General features: G+C 65.2%; 22 protein-coding genes. 14 read left to right on the top strand and 8 right to left on the bottom strand.

Annotated elements, in window-relative coordinates; all coding sequences use genetic code 11:
* Nucleotides 1-22 precede the first annotated feature (22 nt).
* A complete protein-coding gene (locus ACN0S5_RS17610) occupies nt 23-760 on the bottom strand; it encodes an SDR family oxidoreductase (RefSeq protein ID WP_417210049.1) in 738 nt (245 codons plus the stop codon).
* Between the two features lie 96 nt (nt 761-856).
* The gene (locus ACN0S5_RS17605) at nt 857-2,638 is read right to left on the bottom strand and encodes an IlvD/Edd family dehydratase (protein WP_417210048.1); all 1,782 of its coding nucleotides are present in this window, start codon (nt 2,636-2,638) and stop codon (nt 857-859) included.
* A gap of 150 nt (nt 2,639-2,788) precedes the next feature.
* Here ACN0S5_RS17605 and ACN0S5_RS17600 point away from each other — a divergent pair, with 150 nt between their 5' ends.
* The gene (locus ACN0S5_RS17600) at nt 2,789-3,313 is read left to right on the top strand and encodes a hypothetical protein (RefSeq protein ID WP_417210047.1); all 525 of its coding nucleotides are present in this window, start codon (nt 2,789-2,791) and stop codon (nt 3,311-3,313) included.
* The gene (locus ACN0S5_RS17595; protein ID WP_417210046.1) at nt 3,310-4,008 is read left to right on the top strand and encodes an RraA family protein; all 699 of its coding nucleotides are present in this window, start codon (nt 3,310-3,312) and stop codon (nt 4,006-4,008) included. Before ACN0S5_RS17600 ends, ACN0S5_RS17595 begins: the two co-directional genes overlap by 4 nt.
* A gap of 154 nt (nt 4,009-4,162) precedes the next feature.
* On the opposite strand, the gene ACN0S5_RS17590 is transcribed toward ACN0S5_RS17595, so the two are convergent.
* On the bottom strand, nt 4,163-5,053 hold the full coding sequence (locus tag ACN0S5_RS17590; RefSeq protein WP_417210064.1) for a phytanoyl-CoA dioxygenase family protein: 891 nt from the start codon (nt 5,051-5,053) through the stop codon (nt 4,163-4,165).
* Nucleotides 5,043-5,975 carry an NAD(P)-dependent oxidoreductase gene (locus ACN0S5_RS17585; RefSeq protein WP_417210045.1) on the bottom strand — a complete coding sequence of 311 codons (933 nt, stop codon included), beginning with the start codon at nt 5,973-5,975 and terminating at the stop codon, nt 5,043-5,045. The genes ACN0S5_RS17590 and ACN0S5_RS17585 overlap by 11 nt, the downstream gene beginning before the upstream one ends.
* Nucleotides 5,976-6,192: 217 nt before the next feature.
* Between ACN0S5_RS17585 and ACN0S5_RS17580 the strand changes: the two genes are divergently transcribed.
* The 5 genes from ACN0S5_RS17580 to ACN0S5_RS17560 all read left to right on the top strand — a co-directional run bounded on the left by ACN0S5_RS17580 (nt 6,193) and on the right by ACN0S5_RS17560 (nt 10,923).
* Nucleotides 6,193-6,801, top strand: a complete 609-nt coding sequence (locus tag ACN0S5_RS17580) for a LysE family translocator (RefSeq protein ID WP_417210044.1) — start codon at nt 6,193-6,195, stop codon at nt 6,799-6,801.
* Nucleotides 6,791-8,185: an FAD-binding oxidoreductase gene (locus ACN0S5_RS17575; protein WP_417210043.1), complete on the top strand. Its 1,395-nt coding sequence runs from the start codon at nt 6,791-6,793 to the stop codon at nt 8,183-8,185. Before ACN0S5_RS17580 ends, ACN0S5_RS17575 begins: the two co-directional genes overlap by 11 nt.
* A complete protein-coding gene (locus ACN0S5_RS17570; protein ID WP_417210042.1) occupies nt 8,182-9,108 on the top strand; it encodes a sugar kinase in 927 nt (308 codons plus the stop codon). The genes ACN0S5_RS17575 and ACN0S5_RS17570 overlap by 4 nt, the downstream gene beginning before the upstream one ends.
* Nucleotides 9,105-10,067: a D-erythronate dehydrogenase gene (gene denD / locus ACN0S5_RS17565; RefSeq protein WP_417210041.1), complete on the top strand. Its 963-nt coding sequence runs from the start codon at nt 9,105-9,107 to the stop codon at nt 10,065-10,067. The genes ACN0S5_RS17570 and denD overlap by 4 nt, the downstream gene beginning before the upstream one ends.
* A gap of 100 nt (nt 10,068-10,167) precedes the next feature.
* A complete protein-coding gene (locus ACN0S5_RS17560) occupies nt 10,168-10,923 on the top strand; it encodes an SDR family NAD(P)-dependent oxidoreductase (RefSeq protein ID WP_417210040.1) in 756 nt (251 codons plus the stop codon).
* A 39-nt stretch (nt 10,924-10,962) separates the two neighbouring features.
* Here the strand turns inward: ACN0S5_RS17560 and cysK are convergent, their stop codons facing one another.
* The 4 genes from cysK to ACN0S5_RS17540 form a co-directional block, all read right to left on the bottom strand.
* Nucleotides 10,963-12,039 carry a cysteine synthase A gene (gene cysK, locus ACN0S5_RS17555; protein WP_417210039.1) on the bottom strand — a complete coding sequence of 359 codons (1,077 nt, stop codon included), beginning with the start codon at nt 12,037-12,039 and terminating at the stop codon, nt 10,963-10,965.
* An 86-nt stretch (nt 12,040-12,125) separates the two neighbouring features.
* Nucleotides 12,126-12,659, bottom strand: a complete 534-nt coding sequence (locus ACN0S5_RS17550) for a flavodoxin domain-containing protein (RefSeq protein ID WP_417210038.1) — start codon at nt 12,657-12,659, stop codon at nt 12,126-12,128.
* A gap of 115 nt (nt 12,660-12,774) precedes the next feature.
* Entirely contained in the window at nt 12,775-13,722 is a 948-nt protein-coding gene (locus tag ACN0S5_RS17545) for a 2-hydroxyacid dehydrogenase (protein WP_417210037.1), read from the bottom strand.
* 15 nt (nt 13,723-13,737) lie between these two features.
* Entirely contained in the window at nt 13,738-14,907 is a 1,170-nt protein-coding gene (locus ACN0S5_RS17540; protein WP_417210036.1) for a pyridoxal phosphate-dependent aminotransferase, read from the bottom strand.
* 187 nt (nt 14,908-15,094) lie between these two features.
* Between ACN0S5_RS17540 and ACN0S5_RS17535 the strand changes: the two genes are divergently transcribed.
* The 7 genes from ACN0S5_RS17535 (at nt 15,095) to ACN0S5_RS17505 (ending at nt 22,184) form a co-directional block, all read left to right on the top strand.
* The gene (locus ACN0S5_RS17535; protein WP_417210035.1) at nt 15,095-15,898 is read left to right on the top strand and encodes a crotonase/enoyl-CoA hydratase family protein; all 804 of its coding nucleotides are present in this window, start codon (nt 15,095-15,097) and stop codon (nt 15,896-15,898) included.
* 28 nt (nt 15,899-15,926) lie between these two features.
* Nucleotides 15,927-16,802 carry an amidohydrolase family protein gene (locus ACN0S5_RS17530; RefSeq protein ID WP_417210063.1) on the top strand — a complete coding sequence of 292 codons (876 nt, stop codon included), beginning with the start codon at nt 15,927-15,929 and terminating at the stop codon, nt 16,800-16,802.
* Between the two features lie 108 nt (nt 16,803-16,910).
* A complete protein-coding gene (locus ACN0S5_RS17525) occupies nt 16,911-18,200 on the top strand; it encodes a flavin-dependent oxidoreductase (RefSeq protein ID WP_417210034.1) in 1,290 nt (429 codons plus the stop codon).
* A gap of 265 nt (nt 18,201-18,465) precedes the next feature.
* Entirely contained in the window at nt 18,466-19,377 is a 912-nt protein-coding gene (locus ACN0S5_RS17520; RefSeq protein WP_417210033.1) for a substrate-binding domain-containing protein, read from the top strand.
* Nucleotides 19,378-19,463: 86 nt separating this feature from the next.
* Nucleotides 19,464-20,576, top strand: coding sequence for an ABC transporter permease (locus tag ACN0S5_RS17515; RefSeq protein WP_417210032.1), 1,113 nt, complete (start codon nt 19,464-19,466; stop codon nt 20,574-20,576).
* A 1-nt stretch (nt 20,577) separates the two neighbouring features.
* Complete coding sequence (locus ACN0S5_RS17510) at nt 20,578-21,348, top strand: ATP-binding cassette domain-containing protein (RefSeq protein WP_417210031.1); 771 nt, start codon at nt 20,578-20,580, stop codon at nt 21,346-21,348.
* A gap of 140 nt (nt 21,349-21,488) precedes the next feature.
* The gene (locus ACN0S5_RS17505; protein WP_417210030.1) at nt 21,489-22,184 is read left to right on the top strand and encodes a DUF4336 domain-containing protein; all 696 of its coding nucleotides are present in this window, start codon (nt 21,489-21,491) and stop codon (nt 22,182-22,184) included.
* Nucleotides 22,185-22,515 lie beyond the last annotated feature (331 nt).

Here is a 22,515-nt window from a genome sequence, read left to right as displayed (position 1 = left end):
ATTTTCGTCGAAAATTCGCCTCTCATCCCCGCCCGATATAGGGCATCGCCGTCGCCATCACGGTCATGAACTGCACGTTCGCCTCCAATGGCAAAGACGCCATGTGCAGCACGGACGACGCCACATTCGACACATCCATCACCGGTTCGACCGCGATAGAGCCATCCGCCTGCGGCACACCCTTGGTCATCTTGGCCGCCATATCGGTCAACGTATTGCCGATGTCGATCTGTCCGCAGGCGATCCCATAGGGCCGACCGTCCAGCGAAATCGACCGCGTCAGCCCGGTGATCGCATGTTTCGACGCGGTATAGGGCGTCGAGCCCCAACGCGGCACATAGGCCGACACCGACCCGTTGTTGATGATCCGCCCACCCTGCGGGTCCTGCGCCCGCATCCGGGCAAAAGCCGCCCGCGCACAGATAAAAGACCCGGTCAGATTGATGTCGATGCAGCGCCGAAAATCGTCGACGCTGATCTCGTCCACCGATCCGCCCATGACCGATACGCCGGCATTGTTGAACAGCGCGTCGATCCGCCCCCATTGCGCCAACGCCTTGTCAAAGGCCGCATCCACCGCCGCCTCATCCACCACGTCACAAACCATCGCCAGCGCGTTTTCGTGGCTGTCGGCCATGGCCTCCACGCTCTCCGCCGTGCGCCCGACGATCCCCACGCGCCACCCCGCGCCCAGAAATACCTCCGCGCAGGCCTTGCCGATTCCGCGCGCGCCCCCGGTGATGATGATCGTCTTGGACATACGCCCCTCCTTGTATTTCTTCTGTCTGAAAATATCCCGGGGGGGCCGAAGGCGGGGGGCAGCGCCCCCCTCCCGGCCTCACCCCCCCATCCCCGATCAGTGATTGTCGCGCGGCAAGTCCTTGGCGATGCGCTGATAGGCTGTCGCCAGTTCCAGACAGCCGCCCTCGGCCAACTGCCCCACATGGGTGCGATAAATCTCTTCCCACGGCGTCTGGTGGACGATCTCCGGCGCCTGCCACGCGTCGATGCGCGCCTGCCACGCGGCGTCATCCACCAGGGCATTCATGGTGCCCGCCTTCAGGTCCAGCCGCACCCGGTCGCCGGTCCGCAGATGGGCCAACCCGCCGCCCACCACCGATTCCGGCGAGGCGTTCAGGATCGACGGCGACTCCGACGTGCCCGATTGCCGCCCGTCGCCCACCGTCGGCAGGTGGTTGATCCCCGCCCGGATCAGCGCGTCGGGCGGCTGCATATTGACCACCTCGGCAGAGCCGGGATAGCCGACGCAGCCGACGCCGCGAATGAACAGGATGGTCTTTTCGTCGATTTCCAATGCGGGATCGTTGATCCGGTCGTGGTAATCCTCCGGTCCCTCGAACACCACGGCCTTGGCCTCGAACACCCCCTCATTGCCCGGCTCCGACAGGAACCGCTTGCGGAAATCCGGTGAGATCACGCTGGTCTTCATCAGCGCACTGTCAAAGAGGTTGCCCGACAGCACCTTGAATCCGGCCTTTTCCCGCATCGGCGCGTCGTAGCGGCGGATCACATCGGTATCCAGACTGTCGACCCCGGCAAGGTTGGCCGCCATGCTGTTGCCCGTGGCGGTCATCGCCTCACCGTGCAACCGCCCCGCGCTCATCAATTCGCCCATCACCGCCGGCACCCCACCGGCGCGGAAAAAGCTTTCGCCCAGATACTCCCCCGCAGGCTGCATGTTGACCAGCAGCGGCACGTCAAAGCCGACCGTCTCCCAGTCCTTGACGTTCAGATCGACCCCGGCATGACGGGCCACCGCCTGCAAATGCGGCGGCGCATTGGTCGAGCCGCCAATGGCGGTGTTCACCACGATGGCGTTCTCGAACGCCTCGCGCGTCAGGATGTCCGAGGGTTTCAGGTCCTCATAGACCATCTCGACAATGCGCTGGCCGGTCTCATAGGCCATGGTCATCCGCTCCCGGAACGGCGCGGGGATGGCGCTGTTGCCGGTCAGCGACATGCCCAGCGCCTCTGCCATGGCGTTCATGGTGCTGGCGGTGCCCATGGTGTTGCAATGGCCAAGGCTGGGCGCGGAGGAGCAGACCCGCGCCATGAATTCCTCATAATCGATCTTGCCCTCGGCCAGCAAACGGCGCGATTCCCAGACGATGGTGCCGGACCCGGCGCGCTTGCCCTGCCACCAGCCGTCCAGCATCGGACCGCCGTTCAGCGCGATGGCGGGCAGGTCCACCGTGGCCGCCCCCATCAGCATCGCCGGCGTGGTCTTGTCACAGCCCGTTGTCAGCACCACCCCGTCGATCGGATAGCCATGCAGCACCTCGACCAGCGACAGGTAGGCAAGGTTACGGTCCAGCGCGGCGGTGGGGCGCTTGCCGGTTTCCTGTATCGGATGCACCGGGAATTCCATCGGCACACCGCCCGCCTCGCGGATGCCCGCCTTGATCCGGTCCATCAGAAAGACGTGGATCTTGTTGCAGGGGGCCAGATCGCTGCCGGTGTTGGCGATGCCGATGATCGGCCGCTCGCCCTGCAATTCCTCGCGGGTGAAGGTGCTGTTCTGGTAGCGCTCTACATACAGCGCGGTCATCCCCGGATTGTTCGGATTGTCGAACCACTCCTGTGAGCGAAAGCGCTTGTTTGCGCGGGTATCGGACATGACCATTCTCCCCCTCTGGCGCCCGCCGATTCTGACGGGTCTCAACTCTTGTGCGAGCATTTCAATTTGGTATACCAAATGCAAGCAACCTCGCACGAGAGCGCAAAAGACAGCAAGGGCGCAGAACGCCCTGCCCCCGGAGGAAACATCATGGCATGGAACCCCGCCGCACGCCTCGCGGCGTCACTGGCGCTGGTCTTGACCTGCACGACACCCGCCGCCGCAGACGACCGGCTGGACCTTGACGCGGTGCGCGCCTGCGTCGCGACCGCCATCGATCTGGGCAAGAAACCCACCGGCTGCGTCGACAGCGCCCACACCGCCTGCCTGCGTGTCACGTCAGAAACACCGGCGGTGGCCGCGCTCTGTTTCGAAGAGGCCCGCACGCAATGGTCAGAGGCCATCGCCAACCGCATGGACCACCTGCGCGACACCGCGCCGGAACGCATCGCGGCGCTGGCCGGGATCGAATTGAAATACGATCTGCTGTCGTCACTGGTGCAATGCGACCGGATGGAAGAACTGGCGCTCCTGCGTGAGATCCCCTCCGAAGAGATCCGCACCCAGAAAAGCCGCTGCACCGCCACCGCCTCGGGGCTGGCCTATATCCGCCTGCTCTGGCGCTTGCCCGACCCCGACCCCGACCCGATCACCCCGGAGGAAAAACAGCCATGATCGAAGTCCCGCCAAAGCTGACACTGGTCAAAGGCGCGCCGCGCCCGACAGCCGACCAGATCGCCGCCTTTCAAGGCGTCGAGACCGCCTTTCTCTGCGATGCCATGGGCGGCATGGGCGCGATGGACACCAACATCGCGCCACTTGGATTTGGCCGCGACCTTGCCTGTGTCGCCGCGGGCCCCGCGCTGGTCGCCGACAGCGGCCCCGGCGACATCATCGCCACGCTGGCAGCGGTCAACCTGCTGACACCGGGCGACGTGTTGGTCCATGCGGGCCACGGCTTTCAGGGCAGCGCCACCATTGGCGACCAACTGTCGGGCATGCTGAAAAACGCAGGTGCAGCGGGCTTTGTCACCGACGGCCCGATGCGCGACTACGAAGGCATCGTGGCCGCCGGGCTGCCGTCATGGTGCACCGGCCTGAACCCGAACTCGCCTTGCGTCTCGGGCCCCGGAACGCTCGGCGGATCGGCAAATGTCGGCGGCCGCCATGTGGCCACGGGCGACATGATCGTGGCCGACCGCAATGGCGTCGTGGTGATCCCCTTTGCCCAGATCGACACGGTGATCGCCAAACTCCAGGAGGTCGCCCGGCTGGAGGCGGAACTGGAGGTCAAGGTCAAAGACGGCTTTTGCAGTCCGATGGACATCGCGGCCATGCTGGCGGACGGCAGCGCGGTGGAGATCGGGTAAAGAGGGGGCGCTGCCCCCGCCTTCCTTCGGTCGGCTCCCCCGGGTGTATTTTTACAGAGAAGAAACACAAAGCCCGTGGCTTCTTCTCTGTACAAATACACCCGGGGTGAATGCGCGAAGCGCAGAGGGGCAGCGCCCCTCTCTCCGCCCCCGGTCAGGCGAAGGCGCTTTTGGCCCCGCCGCTTTGCTGCGTCTTGAAGATCGAGCTGTTGTCGGGGGCGGGCGGCAGCGGCATCCGCACCGGCACCTGTTCCAGTCGCGGTTCCAGACAGGGCTGGCCGGTGATCATGCGGTCCTGCAAATCCTGCCAGAACAACCGTTGCCCCAGCGAGTGGATATAGCTCGACGCGCCCAGGAGCGGCCAGGCGTCGGCGCTGGCGCATTCGTAAAACAGGATTTGCCGCGCCCGGTCAGACACATTGGGGGCCGAGCCGTGCAGGATCCGCACGTGATGCACCGTCATGTCCCCCGCGCGCCCTGTCAGCGTCACCGCCTTGTCGCGATGGAACTGCGGGTCGTCCGGGTCTACCGCACCGCAAAACACGCCGCCCGCATGGTGGCTGAGCACCGGCCCCTTGTGAGAGCCCGGCACCACCATGAGCGGGCCGTTCTCCGGGGTCACATCGCGCAGCATCAGGCCAAAGGCCAGCAGCGAGTCGTTGGTGGCCGGGTAGAACGCCCAGTCCTGATGCCATTCCACCGCAGCGCCGCCGCCCGGCGCCTTGGTGTTCAGCTTGGAGGTGTTGAGGAAGGTGTCCGGCCCCAGCAGGTCGTTCAGGACCTCGGTGACTTTTGACCGTTTCAGGATCTGGTCATAGATGGCGTGCCGCTTGTGCGGCAGCTTGATCCGGGTCAGGCGCGGCGCATCGGGACCATGCCCGCGATCGAGATCATAGATCTCGTCGCTTTCCGTCACCTGCCGCGAGGCGTCGATCAACCCATCCGTCACCGTTTGCAGGTCGGCCAGTTCCTGCGGTGTCACCACCTGTTCGACCTTCAGATAGCCATTGTCAGCGTAAAAAGCCTTTTGCGCGTCAGTCAGCATTGTCACGACCTTTCTTTGCCTCTTGTTCCAGATCCAGTCCGTTCATCCGGGCCACGTGGTCGGACAGGAACGGGACATAATCGTCGGCGTAGCCCTGCGCCTCTACCTGGGCGAAATATTGCCGCGTGGCCGAGGCCATGGGCGACAGCGCCCCCGCCTCAGCCGCCATGGCCAGCGCATAGCGCACGTCCTTGGACGCATTGGCGATCGAGAACTTGTGCGCGTCGCGGTCCCGGTCCACCGCATAGCTCATGAAGGTGTCGAAGAACCCGTTGCCCAGCCGGGACGAGCCGATCACCCGCTGGACCGTGGAGGGCGGAATGCCGACCTTGGCCCCAAGGCATGTCACCTCGGCGTAGAGCGCGGCATAGCTCATCGCGATGGTGTTCATGATCAGTTTCATCTTGTGGCCCGCGCCGACAGGCCCGACGTGGTTGATGTTGCCCGCCCAGCATTCCAGCACCGGCAGGATGCGCTGGAACACCGCCGCATCGGCACCGACCATCGCGTCCAGCGTACCGGCCTCGGCCTCTTTCGGCGTGCGGCCCAGCGGCGCGTCCACCATGTGCCCGCCCCGTTCTGCCAGTTCAGCGGCCAGTGCCAGCGTCACGTTGGGATCGGAGGTCGAGCATTCCACCACGATCAGCCCGTCGCGCATCCCGGCCAGAATCCCGTCCGGGCCGCGAAACACGCTTTCGACCTGCGGGGCGTTGGACAGGCAGATGTGAATCACCTCACAGGCTTCCGCCACCTCGCGCGGGGTTGTGACCTCGGTGGCGCCGCGCGCCAGCAGATCCTCGACGGGCGCGCGGTTGCGGTTGCCCTTCACCACCAGCGGGTGTCCCTTTTCCAGCAGGTTCTTCGCCATCCCGTGTCCCATCAGACCGACACCGATGAACCCTACACTGACCTTCTCCGACATACGCAGCCTCCCCTGTTGCGCGACCCCGGCCGGGACAGCGGGCGGGGTGATGCGGCGACAGGCCGCGAGCGGCGTTCAGTCGTCCCCCACACGCCGTTGACTTCCCGCCCCGGCTGGTCTTGAGTGCGGATGGTATACCAAATGGGCCGCCATGCAAGCGCGCCCCGACAGCACGTCACGGGAGGAAAAACATGCCGGCACCACGGGGGCCCGCCCCATGCTGACCTTTGCGCTTGCGGTCTTTTTCCTGATCATCACCCCCGGCCCCGGCGTGTTGTCCACCGCCGGTCTGGGCGCGGCATACGGGTTTCGTCCCGGTCTGGCCTATGTGCTGGGTCTGTTCATCGGCACCAACCTTGTGGCGCTGGCGGTGATTTCGGGTGTGGCGGCCATCGTGCTGTCGGTTCCGGTCATCCGCACCGTCCTGATGGCGGCCTCCATCGGCTATCTGCTGTATCTCGCCGCGCGCATCGCCTTTGCCGGCAGCAAGATCGCCTTTATCGAGGCCAAGGCCCCGCCCGCCGTCCTGTCGGGCATCCTGTTGCAGGCGATCAACCCCAAGGCCTATGCGGTCAACACCACGCTGTTTGCGGGGTTTCCCTTTGCGCCGGGCAATATCCTCTTTGAGACCACCGCCAAACTGCTCATCGTCAACGCCATCTGGATTCCAATCCATCTGGTTTGGCTTTATGCCGGGGCGACGTTGCACCGGTTGAACCTGTCTCAGACCGCGCATCGCCGCATCAACTATGCCATGGCCGCCTCCATGCTGGCGGTTGTGGCCCTTGCCATCCTTTCCGCCGGAGGTGCCCTGGATGCCGAATGACGCCGCAATCGCAGCGCTGTCCCACCTGTTGGGAGACCGCCTGTCCACCTCCGACGCAGAGCGCCGCCTGCACGGTCAGAATGAGACCTACTACCCCGACACCCCGCCCGATGCGGTGGCCTATCCGGACTCCACCGCTGAGGTGTCGCAGATCCTCGGGATCTGCCACGCCCACGCCTGCCCGGTGACGGCCTACGGCGCGGCCAGTTCGCTGGAGGGACAGCATCTTGCGCTGCACGGGGGGATCAGTCTGGATATGAGCCGCATGAACCGCGTCCTCAGCGTCCAGCCAGAGGATCTGACCTGCACCGTGCAGCCGGGCCTCACCCGCAAGCAGTTGAACGAAGAGCTGCGCGCCACCGGGCTGTTTTTCTCGGTCGATCCCGGCGCGGACGCCAGCATCGGCGGCATGGCGGCCACCCGCGCCTCGGGCACCACCGCCGTGCGTTATGGCACGATCCGCGACAACGTGCTGGCGGTCGAGGTCGTCATGGCCGACGGCACGGTGATCCGCTCCGGCAGCCGCGCCCGCAAATCCGCGACCGGATATGACCTGACCCACCTGATGGTCGGCTCCGAGGGCACGTTGGGGATAATCACCGAACTGACCCTGCGCCTGCACGGCCAGCCGGAATGCATCACCGCCGCCACCTGCCGGTTCACCGACGTCCAACAGGCCGTCGCCTGCGTGATCGCCACCATCCAATGCGGCATTCCGATGGCCCGCATCGAACTGTTGGATCACATGATGGTGCGCGGCTTCAACGCCTATGCCGACGCGGGCCTGCCGGAAGAGCCGCATCTCTTCCTCGAATTTCACGGCGCGCCGGAGGCGGTCGCCGAACAGATGGCCAGCTTTGAAGAGATTGCGCAGGACAGCGGCGCGCGTGGCTGGAAGACGGCAACCACCACGGAAGATCGCAACGCCCTTTGGGCGATGCGCCACAACGCGCATTATGCCTCCGCCGCGCTTGGCAAAGGCAAACACATCTGGCCGACGGATGTCTGCGTGCCGATCTCGCATCTGGCAGAGGCCATCGCCCAGTCGCAGGCCGATGCGCAGCGCCTTGGCCTGACCGCCACCATCGTCGGCCATGTGGGCGACGGCAATTTCCACGCCGGTCTGTCGGTGGATCCAAACGACCCGGATGAAATGGCCCGCGCGCATGAGTTCACCCATGCGCTGGGCGACACCGCGCTGCGCCTTGGCGGCACCGTGTCGGGCGAACACGGCATCGGCATCGGCAAACAGGCCTTCATGACGGTCGAGCACGGGCCTGCCCTTGGCTACATGCGCGCCATCAAACAGGCCTTCGACCCCAAAGGCATCCTCAATCCCGGCAAGCTGTTGCCGCCCGAGACCCAAAAAGAGGCCGCAGAATGACGCATTTTCTGACGCTTGGCGAAATCATGGTGGAAATGGCCCCGGCCCCGGACAGCCCCGGCCTGTTCCGCCTCGGCTATGCCGGCGACACCTTCAACACCGCATGGTACGCGCGCCGCCTGCTGCCCGCCACATGGACGGTCAGCTATGGCACCGTGATCGGCGACGACCCGATGTCCGACGACCTCGCCCAATTCATCGAGCGTCAGGGCATCGCCACCGACACGCTGCGCCGCGTGTCGGACCGCACCGTGGGCCTCTACATGATCCAGACCCGCGACGGCGAACGCAGCTTTTCCTACTGGCGCGGGCAATCGGCGGCCAAGACGCTGGCCGATGACCCGGACTGGCTGGACTCGGTCTTCAAGGACCGCGCGGTGATCCAGTTTTCCGGCATCACCCTGGCGATCCTCACGCCCGCCGCGCGCAAGACGCTCTGTGCCGCGCTGGCCCGTGCCCGCGCCGCAGGCAGCCACATCGCCTTTGACACCAACCTGCGCCCGCGCCTCTGGGACAGCGCCGAGGCGATGCGCTCCGGCCTGCTGCAAGGCGCAAGCGTCTCCGACACCGTCCTGCCCAGCTTTGACGAGGAACAACTGGCCTTTCAGGACGCCACGCCAGAGGACACGCTGCGACGCTATCGCGCCGCCGGGGCCACCTGCGTGGTGATCAAGAACGGCGAGGCCCCCTGCCACGGCTGGTCCGACACGGACGGCACCATCACCTGCACCCCGCCAGAGGTGCCCCGCGTGGTCGACAGCACCGCGGCGGGCGACAGTTTCGGCGCCGGCTTCCTTGCCGCCCGCGCCACCGGGGCCAGTCTTGGCACCGCCATGACGCGCGCCGCCCATCTGGCCGCAGAGGTCATCCAGCACCCCGGCGCGCTGGCGCCACAGATCTTCGATGAAGGAAACAACCTATGAACATCGTCATTCTCGGCGGCGCCGGACTTGTCGGCCAGAAACTCGCCCGCGCCCTTGCCACACGCGGCACCCTGCGCGGGCAGGCCATCTCTCGCCTGACACTGGCCGACATCACCGACCCCGCCCCGGTCGACGCGCCCTTTGCGGTCGACAGCCTGACCTGCGACATCACCAATCCCGCTTCGGTCGCGCAGGCCATCCCCGACGGCACAGATGTCATCTACCTGCTGGCGGCGGTGGTCTCGGCCCATGCCGAAGAGGACTTTGACTTTGGCTACAAGGTCAACATGACCGGCACGCTCAACGTGCTGGACCGCGCCCGCGCCCTCGGCACCCAGCCGGTGCTGGTCTTCACCTCGTCCATCGCGGTCTTCGGCGGCGAGACACCCCAGCCCTTCACCGATCACTCGATCCCGAACCCGCAGATCAGCTACGGCGCGCAAAAGGCCATCGGCGAGATCCTCGTGAACGATTATTCGCGCCGCGGCTTCATCGACGGGCGCGGCTTTCGGCTGCCGACAATCTCTGTCCGGCCCGGCAAACCCAACCGCGCCGCCTCCGGGTTCATGTCGTCGATCATTCGCGAACCGCTGCAAGGACAAACCGCCAATTGCCCGGTCGACAGGGATTTCCCGCATTTCTACCTCTCGCCGCGCAAATGCGTCGAAAACCTGATCAAAGGCGCGGAAATCCCGCGCGAAGCCCTTGGCCTCAACCACTGCATGACGATGCCCGGACGGGTCTGGACCATCGGCCAGATGATCGACGCCCTGACAGCCGTCGCCGGGCCGGCCCCGGCCAAGCTGATCACATGGGACAGGCAGCCGGAAATCGACCAGATCCTGCAAGGCTGGCGCATGGACATCCGCCCGGAAAAAGCCGCCCGCCTCGGGCTTGAAGCGGATGAAAGCTATGAGGACAACATCCGTTATTTCATGGAGGACGACCTGCCCGCCTGACAATGGCCTCGGGTTTCTTCTGTCCAAAAATATTCCCGGGGGGCGGCTCGCAGAGCCGGGGGGCAGCGCCCCCGTCCCCGACCAGACAAGGACGACACACATGCCAGATTTCGCACTCTATCCCAGCCTCAAGGGCAAGACCGTCTTCATCACCGGCGGGGCCTCGGGCATTGGCGAGGAAATCGTCCGCGCCTTTGCGGCGCAAGGCGCGCGCACCGGGTTTGTCGATTTCAACCGCGACGCAGGTGAGGCGCTGGCCGCCGAGACCGAGGGCGAGGTCGCCTTTGAATATTGCGACCTGCGCGACATCGAAGACCTGAAATCCGCCTTCGCCGCGCTGGCCGAAAAACTCGGCCCCGCGACCGTGCTGGTCAACAACGCCGCCCGCGACGACCGCCACAACTGGCAGGACGTCACCCCCGACTATTGGGACGAACGCATGGCCACCAATATCCGCCACATGTTCTTTGCCATCCAGACGGTTGCACCGGGCATGATCGCCGCCGGTGGCGGCTCGATCATCAACATGGGGTCAAACAGCTGGTGGGAGGCGGTCGGCGGCATGCCCGCCTATACCACCGCCAAATCCGCCGTCCACGGGCTGACCCGCACCATGGCGCGCGATCTGGGAGACCACAGCATCCGGGTCAACGCCGTGGTGCCCGGCTGGATCATGACCCAGCGGCAAAAGGATCTCTGGGTCACCCCCGAAGCCATCGAGAAACACCGCCAGCGCCAGTGCCTGCCCGACCTGATCGAGCCGGTCTATCTGGCGCGGATGGTGCTGTTTCTCGCCTCTGACGACAGCGCCATGTGCTCCGCCAGCAACTTCATGGTCGAGGGCGGCTCTATATAGGGCGCGGGTGTCGGGCGGGGTTTCCCCCGCCGTCCCCTGCTATTCCGCCGCCATCTGCGCCGTGGGCGTCGACTGCGACATCGCCATTTCCTCGTCGGTCATGCCCTCGGCCACGCCTTCGAACAGCGGCGTGGACAGATAGCGCTCACCGGTGTCGGGCAGCATCACCAACAGCACCGATCCCGCGGGCGCGTCCTGCGCCACCTCCATCGCGACGGCAAAGCTGGCCCCGCCGGAGATGCCGGTAAAGATCCCCTCTTCGGCCGCCAGCCGCCGCGACCAGCCGATGCTGTCCGGCCCGCCAACCGGCAGCAATGCGTCATAAAACCCGTTGTCGATGCTTTCCTGGAGCACCCAGGGGATGAAATCCGGGGTCCAGCCCTGGATCGGGTGCGGGTTGAAATCGGGGTGGCCTTCGGTCGGCTGATGGTCCGCGTTGCGGGTGTTCACATAGCCCGATCCGACAATGGCCGCGTTGGACGGTTCGCTGAGGATGATCTTGGTCTCCGGGCGCTCTTTGCGCAGGACACGTGCAACCCCCGTCACCGTGCCCCCGGTGCCATAGCCGGTCACGAAATAATCCAGCTTGTCACCGTCGAAATCGGCCAGAATCTCACGCGCGGTGGTGCTTTCGTGGATGTCGGCATTGGCGGCGGTCTCGAACTGGCTGGCCAGAAACCAGCCGTTCGCCTCGGCCAGTTCCTTGGCCTTGGAGTACATGCCAAAGCCCTTCAGCTCCTTGGGCGTCAGCACCACCTTGGCCCCGAGAAAGCGCATCAACTTGCGCCGCTCGACAGAGAAACTCTCGGCCATCGTGACCACCAGCGGATAGCCCTTGGCGGCGCAGACCATGGCCAGCCCGATGCCGGTGTTGCCGGAGGTCGCCTCGACCACCGTCTGTCCCGGTTTCAGCCGCCCGTCGCGTTCCGCCGCCTCGATGATGCCGATGGCAAGACGGTCCTTGACCGATCCGGCGGGGTTGAAGGCCTCGAACTTGACGTAGACCGTGACGTGCTCTGGCGCGATCCGGTTGATGCGGATCGCGGGGGTGTTGCCGATGGTGTCGAGCACGCTGTCATAGCGACGCCCGCGCCCCTCTGTGCTGCGCTGGTTCATGGTGGTCTCCCTGCTGTTGGTCCGCGCGCCGGCGCGGTGTCCTGTCGGGCAAGCCTAGCAGATTCGGGGCGGGTCTGTCCGCGCGGTCAGGCTGCCTTGGCCACCCATTCATCGACCAGCGCGCCCAGCGCGTCCCAGTCGGTGTATTCGTGGTCCACATCCAGATCGGCACCGGGGTCTTTGGCGGCCACGATGCGGCGCATCACGAAGCGGCGGAAAATGTCGTAGTCGGAGGGTCTGTAAGCCCCCGCCACCTGCGCCACTTGCCCCGGCTGCCAGCCGGTCGCATCGGCAAAATCCTTTACGATCCCGTCCAGCCCGCGCCAATCCCCGGCATCATGCCCGGCGGCGGCCAGAGAGACGGACAGGAACAACACCGGACGGGCCTGCAAGGCGCGGGCCTGCGTGGCGGCGAATGCGCTTATCTCGCTCTGGTAATGGCCAACGTGGACAGAGGCCGCAAGGATCACGCGGTCAAACCGGGCGGGATCAATATCCTGCGCGGCAGACACCGGCAGCAATTCGACGGAATGCCCCGCATCCACCAGTCGGTCGGCGACAAAGCGGGCGATCTTGCGGGTCTGCCCCTCGGTCGAGGCATAGGCGATCAGCAGTTTCATGGCACATCCTCCTGTGGCGCGGAGGATGGCCGGTCTTGCTCGCCGCCGCCTTGACCAAAGTCATGGCGATGACATCCGGCGTAGGGTGGGTTTTCAACCCACCCTTCCGGCCCGGTCAGTTCACCGGGGTCAGCAGGTCGCGCCCTTCGAGAAAGGCCGCCACGTTGTCCAGTTGCAGCACCGCCATGGCGGTGCGTGTCTCGACGGTGCCCGACCCCTGATGCGGTTGCAGCACCACGTTGTCCAGTTTCAGAAACCGCGGATCAAGGTTCGGCTCGTTCTCGAACACGTCCAGACCCGCGCCCGCGATGGTGCCCGCCTCCAGCGCGTCCAGCAGCGCGCCCTCGTCAATGGTCGATCCGCGCGAGATATTGACCACCACACCGCGCGGCCCCAGCGCCTCGATCGCCGCGCGGCTGACATGGCCCTTGGTTTCCGGCCCGCCGACCAGCGCGATCACAAGGAAATCCACCGCCTTGGCCAGTGACACGACATCCGCGTGATAGGTCCAGCCCGGTGTCTCTTTTTCAGAGCGCGAGGTATAGTGGATGTCCATCTTGAACGCCGCCAGACGGTCGGCGATCTCACGCCCGATGCGCCCCAGACCGACAATCCCGACAGTCGACCCGGACACCTTGCGGTTCAGCGGGATTTCTCCTTCGGTGGCCCAGCGGCCCGAGGCGGCATGCGCATGACCCCGGATCATCGTCCGCGCCTGCGCGATCAACAGCGCCACCGCCAGATCCGCCACATCGTCCGACAGCACATCCGGCGTGTTGGTCACCTTGACGCCGCGCGCGCTGGCGGCGGTCACGTCGATGGCGTCATAGCCCACGCCGTAGTTGGCGATCAGGCCCAGTTGCGGCAGCAGGTCCATCGTTTCCGCGCCAAAGGCCGTGTGCCCCTTGAAGGCCACCGCGCGAAGGCTGGCGCGCAGACCCGCGTCCAGCGCCGCGATATCCGCAGGCCCGTCCACAAAGGCCGCCGGAAAGGCCGCGCTCAGCCGGTCACGCTCTTCTTGCTTGAAATTCTTGCCGCAGATCAGCAGTTGCGTATCGCTCATGGTCCTCGCCTTTTGTCACAGAAGTTTGCGGATGCGCGACAGCGCCTCCAGAATGTTTTCGGTCGAATTGGCATAGGAGAACCGCAGATAGCCCTCGCCCCACGCCCCAAACGAGGTTCCGGCAACCGTCGCCACACCGGCCTCGTCCAGAAACCGCGTTTCGGCCTGTTTTGAGGTCAGCCCGGTGCCTTCGACATTGGGGAAGGCATAAAACGCCCCCGCCGCGTCGGCGCAGCGCACCCCCGGCAGCGCGTTGAGTTCGCGGACGATCACCTGACGGCGTTCGTCAAAGGCGGCGACCATGTCGCGCACCGCGTCCTGCGGGCCTTCCAGCGCCGCGATCCCGGCGTATTGCGTCGCCGCGTTCACGCAGGAATGGTCATTGATGCACAGCCGCGTGGCATGAGCCACCAAGGCATCCGGCCAGACCGCGTAGCCCAGCCGCCAGCCGGTCATGGCATAGGTCTTGGACCAGCCGTCCAGCAGGATCAGCCGGTCGCGGATTTCGGGGTAGTTCAGCAAGGAGGTGTGTTCCCGCCCGCCATAGAGCATGTTGGAATAGATCTCATCCGACATCAGCGCCACCTGCGGGTGATCGGCAAGGCCCGCCACCAGCTTGTCGATCTCGGCCTTGGGCGTCACCCCGCCGGTGGGGTTGGCGGGGGAGTTGATGATGATCAGCCGGGTCTTGTCGGTGATCTGGCCCAGCACCTCTTCGGCGTTGAAGGCAAAGCCGTTTTCCTCTTTCAACGCGATCGGCACCGGGGTCGCGCCGGAATACTTGATGACGCTTTCGTAGATCGGGAATCCGGGGTTGGGATACATGATCTCTGCCCCCGGCTCACCGAACATCAGCACCGCAAAGAACATCGTCGGCTTGCCGCCCGGCACCACCACCACGTTGTCGGGGTTGACCTCTGCGCCGTGGCGGCGGTGCAGGTCGGCGGCCACCGCCTGCCGCAGCGCGGGCAGGCCATTGGCGGGCGTATAGCCGTGATGGCCATCGCGCAGCGCCTTGATCCCGGCCTCGACGATATGCGCGGGCGTCTGGAAATCCGGCTGGCCGATGCCAAGGTTGATGATGTCGCGCCCCTCGGCGGCCAGCTTCCCAGCGCGGGCCAGTACCACAAAGGCGGATTCGGTGCCCAGCCGGGACAATCCCGCGGCGAGTTTCAGTTCGGTCATGGTCCCTCCCCGGCCCGCTTGGGCCTCGTTTGTGATTTTGGTATACCAGAACGCGGGTAAGGAAAAGTGTCAAAGCCTCGGGGCGCAGGCCCTGCACAAGATTGACTCACCTCCCAAAGATTGTTTACTTGGAAACCAAAATCCCGGCATTCGAGAGCCCGGCATTCGAGGGAAGGAGCATTCCGCGATGACTGCGCAACCACAGACCATGGGCGACGGCCTGATCACCTATTCACTGGACGGGGACGTGGCCCTTATCGGCCTCAACCGCCCGGACAAGCGCAACGCCCTGTCCGACCGTTTTGTGATCGCCCTTGGCGAGGCCGTGGCCCGCGCCACGACCGAGGCGCGCGCCGCCGTCCTGCATGGACATGGCAAACATTTCTGCGCCGGGCTGGACCTTGCCGAACATTCCGAAAAGCCGCTGTTCGAGGCGGTCAAGGGCTCGCGCCTCTGGCATCGCACCTTTGAGACCATCGAGATGGGAGAAATCCCCTTTGTCTCCGCCATCACCGGGGCCGCCGTGGGCGGCGGGCTTGAACTGGCCGCCAGCACCCACATCCGTGTCGCCGAGGACAGCGCCTTTTTCGCCCTGCCCGAAGGCACGCGCGGCATCTTTGTCGGCGGTGGCGGGTCGGTCCGCATCGCGCGGCTGATCGGGCCCGCGCGCATGGGGGACATGATGCTGACCGGGCGCTCTGTCTCGGCCTCGGACATGGAACGCTGGGGCGGCGTGTCCTACGTGGTCGCCGACGGCACCGCGCTGGCGCGCGCGACAGAAATCGCCCGACGGATGGCCCAGAACGCCGAATTCACCAATTACGCGATCCTGAACGCCCTGCCGCGCATCGCCGACATGTCCGCCGACAGCGGGCTGTTCACAGAGGCCATGGTCGCCTCGCTGGCCACCATGACGCCCGAGGCGAAACAACGCCTGAAGGATTTTCTGGAAAAACGCGCCGACAAGGTGCAGGCACCCGACGCGCACTGAGGGCAAAGCCCCGGGAGGAGACACCATGCTGAACGCCGACGACCTGATCGCCATTGATTTCCACACCCACGCCGAGGAACCCTGCTGCGGCGCGCGCGACGACGGCTATGACGACTTTCAGGCGGGGATGGCGAAGTACTTCAAGAACCCCGCCGGCGCCTCCGGCATGTTGCCCTCGGTCCAGCAGACCGCCGAATACTTTCGCGAGCGTAAGATCGGTGCGGTGATCTTTCCTGTCGATGCCGAACGCGAAACCGGCTTTCGCCGCTACTCGAACGAGGAAGTGGCCCAGATTGCGTCTGAGAACGACGACATCCTGATCCCCTTCGCCAGCATCGACCCCGCCAAGGGCAAGGCCGGTGCGCGTGAGGCGCGACGTCTGGTCAAGGAATTCGGTGTGCGCGGCTTCAAGTTCCATCCGACGATGCAGGGGTTCTATCCCAATGAACGCTGGGCCTATCCGCTCTATGAGGCGATTGCCGAGGAAGGCGCGATCATGCTGTTTCACACCGGCCAGACCGGCGTCGGATCGGGGATGCGCGGCGGCATGGGCATGCGGCTGAAATACTCCAACCCGGTGCATGTGGACGATGTCGCCGTCGACTTTCCCGACACGCCCATCGTGCTGGCGCACCCGTCCTTTCCATGGACCGAAGAGGGGCTGATGGTCGCCCAGCACAAACCCAACGTCTATATCGACATGTCCGGCTGGTCGCCGAAATACTTCCCCAAGCTGTTTGTGCAATACGCCAACACGATCCTGCGCAAGAAGATGCTGTTCGGCTCTGACTGGCCTGCCATCACCCCGGACCGCTGGCTCAAGGACTTTGCCGAGCTCGACATCCGCGAAGAGGTGCGCCCGCTGATCCTCAAGGACAATGCCCGCCGGTTGCTGAACATCTGACGCGGGCCCCTGCCGCACCTCTTGTCCGATACAGACCCGCAGGTTCCGCGTAGGGTGGGTTTTCAACCCACCGCCTGCACCCACCGCCTGCACCACATGAGGCCTGACATGACACACCCCCGCGCCCTTATCGCCGGTGGCGGCATCGGCGGTCTGGTGACCGCGCTGACGCTGCACCAGATCGGCCTGCCCTGCACCGTGTTCGAATCCGTCCGCGATCCGAAACCGCTGGGCGTCGGCATCAACCTGCAACCCAACGCGGTGCGCGAACTGTTCGATCTGGGCATCGGGGCGGACAGGCTCGACACGGTTGGCCTGCCCGCCCGCGAATGGGCGCTGGTCGGGCTGAACGGTGCGGACATCCATGCCGAACCGCGCGGGCTGGAGGCTGGCTATCACTGGCCGCAATACGCCGTGCACCGGGGCCGCTTTCACATGATGCTGTACCAAGAGGTGCTGGCCCGGCTTGGCCCCGACGCCATCCGCACCGGCTGTCGCGTCACCGGCTACGACCAGACAGGCAAGGACGTCACCGTCCGGGGTGAAAGCGCCAATGGCCCTTTCACCGAAACCGCCGACCTGCTGATCGGGGCCGAGGGCATCCATTCGGCCACGCGCGCCCAGATGTTTCCCGATCAGCCGCCGATCCACTGGGGCGGGGCGCTGATGTGGCGCGGCACCACCCGCGCCAGACCCATCCGCACCGGGTCCAGCTTTGTCGGGCTGGGCACGCACCGGCACCGCATGGTGATCTATCCGATCTCGCACCCGGACGCGGAGGGGCTGGCCGAGATCAACTGGATCGCCGAGCGCACGCTGGACGCGGGCGAGGACTGGCGCAAGACCGGCTGGTTCCGCGAGGTGCCGATTGACAGCTTTGCGCATCACTTCGACCCGTTCCGCTATGACTGGCTGGACGTGCCCGCGCTGATCCGGGGGGCCAGCCGCGCCTTTGAAAACCCGATGATCGACCGCGACCCGATCCCGACATGGGTACAGGGGCGCGTGGCGCTGTTGGGTGACGCGGCGCATGCGATGTATCCCACCGGCTCGAACGGGGCCAGTCAGGCGGTGGTGGATGCGCGCTCATTGGGGGCCTGTCTGGTGGCCCATGGCGTGACGCCTGCGGCGCTCCGCGCCTATGACGACAGGCTCTGTGGCCCGGTGTCCAAGCTGGTCCTGCGCAACCGGGGGGCTGGCCCCTTTGGTCTGCTGAACATCGTCGACGAGCGTTGCGGCGGCCACTTCGACGACATTGACGCGGTGATTCCACCGCAAGAGCGCACCGCGTTTCTGGCCGACTACAAGGCGGCCGCCGGCTTTGCCATCGAGGCGCTGAACGCCGCACCGCCAACCCTGCCCACGGGCGCAAGGATTCCCCCTGCACCGCCCTCTTGATGATGGAATTTCGTCATTCTGGATGCAATAGACTCTCACGGATGACGAAAACCATCGCTTTCAAAACCCTGTCCCCTCGACGGATGACGCCGGATCGGTTAGCGATAACATGCCGGTTCCGGGGTGGGAGGAGGCAGCGGACATTCTCTGCTGACAAGACACCGGGGCATTGCTAGGCTCATCCCCGGAACAAGGTCCGGGACAGGGCCGATCCGTCAAGAAAAGCCCGGCTGTCCGGGAATTCTGTCCAATGGAGGAGACATCTATGAAGAAACTACTGCTGGCCACCGCGGCCCTCGCAGCCATGGCATCCGCCGCCGCAGCCGAGCGTTATGTCCTGATCACCCACACGCAGGGCACCGACCCGTTCTGGCCAGTGGTCGAAAAGGGTGCCAAAGACGCCGCCGCCGCTGTTGGCGCAACCCTCGAATACAACTTCGACCCCTCCGGTGACATGTCCGGCATGGCCAAGCTGATCGAAGCGGCCGCCGCAACCGATCCCGATGGCATCATCGTCTCCTTGCCCGACGCCGACGCTCTGGGCGGCGCGATCCGTGACGCCGTCGACTCCGGCATCCCGGTCATCACCATCAACTCCGGTCTCGAATTCTCGAAAGACGTCGGCGCCCTGATGCACGTCGGCCAGCCCGAGTACGACGCCGGCAAGGCCGCCGGTGAGCGCGCCAAGGCAGAAGGCGTGACCAAGGGTCTGTGCCTCAACCAGGAAGCCTACAACACCGCGCTCGTCGACCGCTGCACCGGCTATTTCGACGCGTTCGGCGCCGAGCTGAACCAGATCGACGTGTCGAACGACGTCACCCAGATCAAGACCCGCACCGCCGCCGCCCTTCAGGCGGATGAGTCGATCGACGGTCTGCTGGCCGCCGGTCCGCACGTCTGCGAAGCCGCCTGGGCCGCCGTCGAAGAGGTCGGCGCCGACGTGCATCTGGCCTGCTTTGACCTGTCGCCCGGCGTGATGGACCTGATCGAAGCTGGCAATGTGGCCTATACCATCGACCAGCAGCAGCGCCTTCAGGGCTATATGCCGGTCATCGTCCTGCACCTCTACAACACCAACGCAGGCATGTTGCCGGGCTCCAACATTCCGTCCGGCCCCGGCTTTGTCGACGCCACCAACGCGGGCGACGTCAAATCACAGGCCGGCGTGAACCGCTGATCGCGGGCACGGACCGGAACAACGGGGGGACAGACGGCAACGGCTGTCCCCCTTTTTGATAAATCCTAACAGTATTGGGGGGTCTCATGTCTGACCGCAGTGAAGCGGACCGACTGGCTCAGGAATCCGCCCTGGCGCGCCTTGTGCGCCGCCCGGAAGCCGGTGCCTTTATCGTCATGATCGTCGTGGTGACGATGATCACCTTCGCATCGGACTTCAAGGCGTTCAACGCTCTGGGTCTGAAAAACAATCTGGCCATCATCGCCCAGTTCGGGATCATCGCCACCGGCGCGGCCCTGCTGATGATCGGCGGCGAATTCGATCTGTCGATCGGTTCGATGATCGGTTTTGCCGGCATGTCCATGGCCATGATGTTGAAATGGGGCCTGCCCTTTGGTCTGGGCGAGGCGACGCCGTTCCTGGCCTTTGCCATCACATTGGCCATGACCCTCTCGCTGGGCTGGCTGATCGGCACCATCGTCGTGCGCTCCGGCCTGTCCAGCTTCATCGTCAGCCTCGCCTTCCTGTTCTTCCTGCGCGGCACCACAGAGGTCTCCTTTCGCCTGATCAACCAGTCGACACAGATTTCCGGCCTGCCCGATTTCAAGGAAGAAAGCTGGGTCGCATGGATTTTCGGCGGTGAGGTCTTTGGCTGGTTCTACGACGCATGGTTCGCGCTGGGCGGCAATATCAACCGCCGCGGCGAACAGTGGGTCGATGGCTTTGACGCCCGCGTCTTGTGGTGGATTGTCATCGCCGGTCTGGCCTATTTCATCCTGTCGCGCACCCAGCTTGGCAACTGGATCTTCGCCACCGGCGACAACAAGGACAGCGCCCGCGCCAACGGTGTTCCGGTGAACCGGGTCAAGACCGGCCTGTTCATGTTCACCGCCTTCTGCGCGACGGTTTTCGCCGCCTGCCAGGTGTTCGACACCAACACCGCCGACGCCGCCAAGGGCAACCTGATGGAACTGAACGCCATCGCCATCGCGGTTGTGGGCGGCACATTGATGACCGGCGGCTTCGGGTCGGTGATCGGGGTGGCCTTCGGGGCCGTGACCTTTGGCCTTGTGGCCAACGCAGTGTTCTACATTCCGTGGCTCGACGGGTCGTTCTACCGCGTCTTCGTGGGCGTCGTCCTGCTGGCCGCCGTCTTTGCCAACGAACGTATCCGCAAGCGCATCACGGGGGGAATTTGAGATGGCGGAACCATATCTTCGCGTCGAAAATATCGTCAAGAAATTCGGCCCCTTCATCGCCCTCAACGGCGTCAACCTTGAGGTCTACCCCGGCGAGGTCCACGCGCTGCTGGGCGACAACGGGGCCGGGAAATCGACCCTGATCAAGACGCTGGCGGGCGTGCACAGCCCGACCTCCGGTCAACTCTACATCGAGGGCAAACCGGTCAGCTTCCGCAATCCCCGCGATGCGGCGGACGCCGGGATCGGCACGGTCTATCAGGATCTCGCCGTCAACCAGTTGATGAGCGTCACCCGCAACTTCTTCATGGGGCGTGAACTCAAAGGGCCACTGGGCACCATGCGCATGCGCGAAATGGACCAGATCGCCCATGACGAGATGCTCAAGATCGGCATCGACTTTTCCGATCCGACGCAGGCGGTGGGCACCATGTCCGGTGGCCAGCGCCAGACGCTGGCCATCGCACGCGCCATCTACTTTGGCGCCAAGGTGCTGATCCTCGATGAGCCGACCTCGGCTCTGGGGCAAAAGCAGCAGATGGAAGTCCTCAAGACGATCAAGCAGGTGAAAAAGCGTGGCGATATCGCCATCATCTTCATCACCCACAATGAGATCCACTCGCGTCTGGTCGGCGACCGCTTCACCTTTCTGGCCCTCGGACAGGTGATCGGCGCAGGCAAATCCGAAGACATCAGCGATCAGGAAATGCGCCGCCTGATGTCCGGCGGGACCGAAATGGGCGACCTCGCGGGCGAACTGGCGGCGATCTGACGCCCCCTGCCCGCTGCGTTTCAGACCCGCCCCGGCACCGGGGCGGGTCTTTTCATGTCTCGTGGGCCGCGCGGTTGATAATGCCGCGACGCCCACCTAGGCTGAACACGCCACCATCCCAACAGCTTGGCCTGACCCGCATGACGTCGCTCATCCCGCTTGGACATGACCTCTGGACCGTCGAGGGCGCCGCGATCCGCGGTGCCGGTGGCTTTGATTTCCCGACCCGCATGTGCCTTGCCCGGCTGACCGACGGCAGCCTCTGGGTCCACTCCCCGATCGCGCTCACCGCCGCCCTGACATCCGAAATCGCCCGGCTGGGCCCGGTCCGGCACCTTGTCGCGCCCAACGATCTGCACCACAGGTTTCTCTCCGACTGGGCTGCGGCCTTTCCGGCGGCCATCGTCCACGCAGCCCCCGGCGTGGCGCAGAAAAGCCCCGGCGTCGTGGTCGATGACGTCTTGACACCGGACCCGCCCGCCATCTGGGCCGACCTGTTCCAGCAGGTGATCTTTGACGGCAACATGATCACCACGGAAGTGGTGTTTTTCCATCAGCCCAGCGGCACCCTGATCTTCACCGACCTGCTGCAACAAATGCCGTCCGGGTGGTACAAGGGCGGGCGCGCCACGGTGGCCCGCGCCGACCTGATGACCGGGGACTATCCCTCGGTGCCGCGCAAGGTCCGCATCGCCTTTCGCAACCGCCGCGCCCTGCGCGCGGCCATCGCCAAACTGCGCCGCCTGCCGGTACAGCAGATCGTCATGGCGCATGGCCCGGTTGTCAAAGAAAACGCCGCCAAGGCGCTGGACAATGCCTTTGCATGGGCGCGCTGACGCCCGCCCACCGCACGGTGCCCTCAGCTTTCGTCAAGGATCGGGGCGCATACCCATCCCCGGTACCACTGAAAACCGGATCATGACCCCGCTTGGGGGCCTTTTGATCTGCGCAGATCTCGGGGGCGACGCCCCATCGGGCCGGGTTTGACACCCCGGATCGACGATCCGTCCGGCGGCCGCCGTTTTCAGCTTTCCCGATACCCTGCCTTCCCCGCCCGGTCGCGCACCGCTGGCGGGCAAAGCTGCTGTCTTATCGCTTCTTCTCTGTCCAAATACACCCGGGGGTGAGGCCGCAGGCCGAGGGGGCAGCGCCCCCTGCCCCGCCCGC

It is taken from the genome of Antarctobacter sp., assembly GCF_048262615.1.
GTDB lineage: Bacteria > Pseudomonadota > Alphaproteobacteria > Rhodobacterales > Rhodobacteraceae > Antarctobacter.
This window is presented reverse-complemented; position numbering and strand designations above follow the sequence as displayed.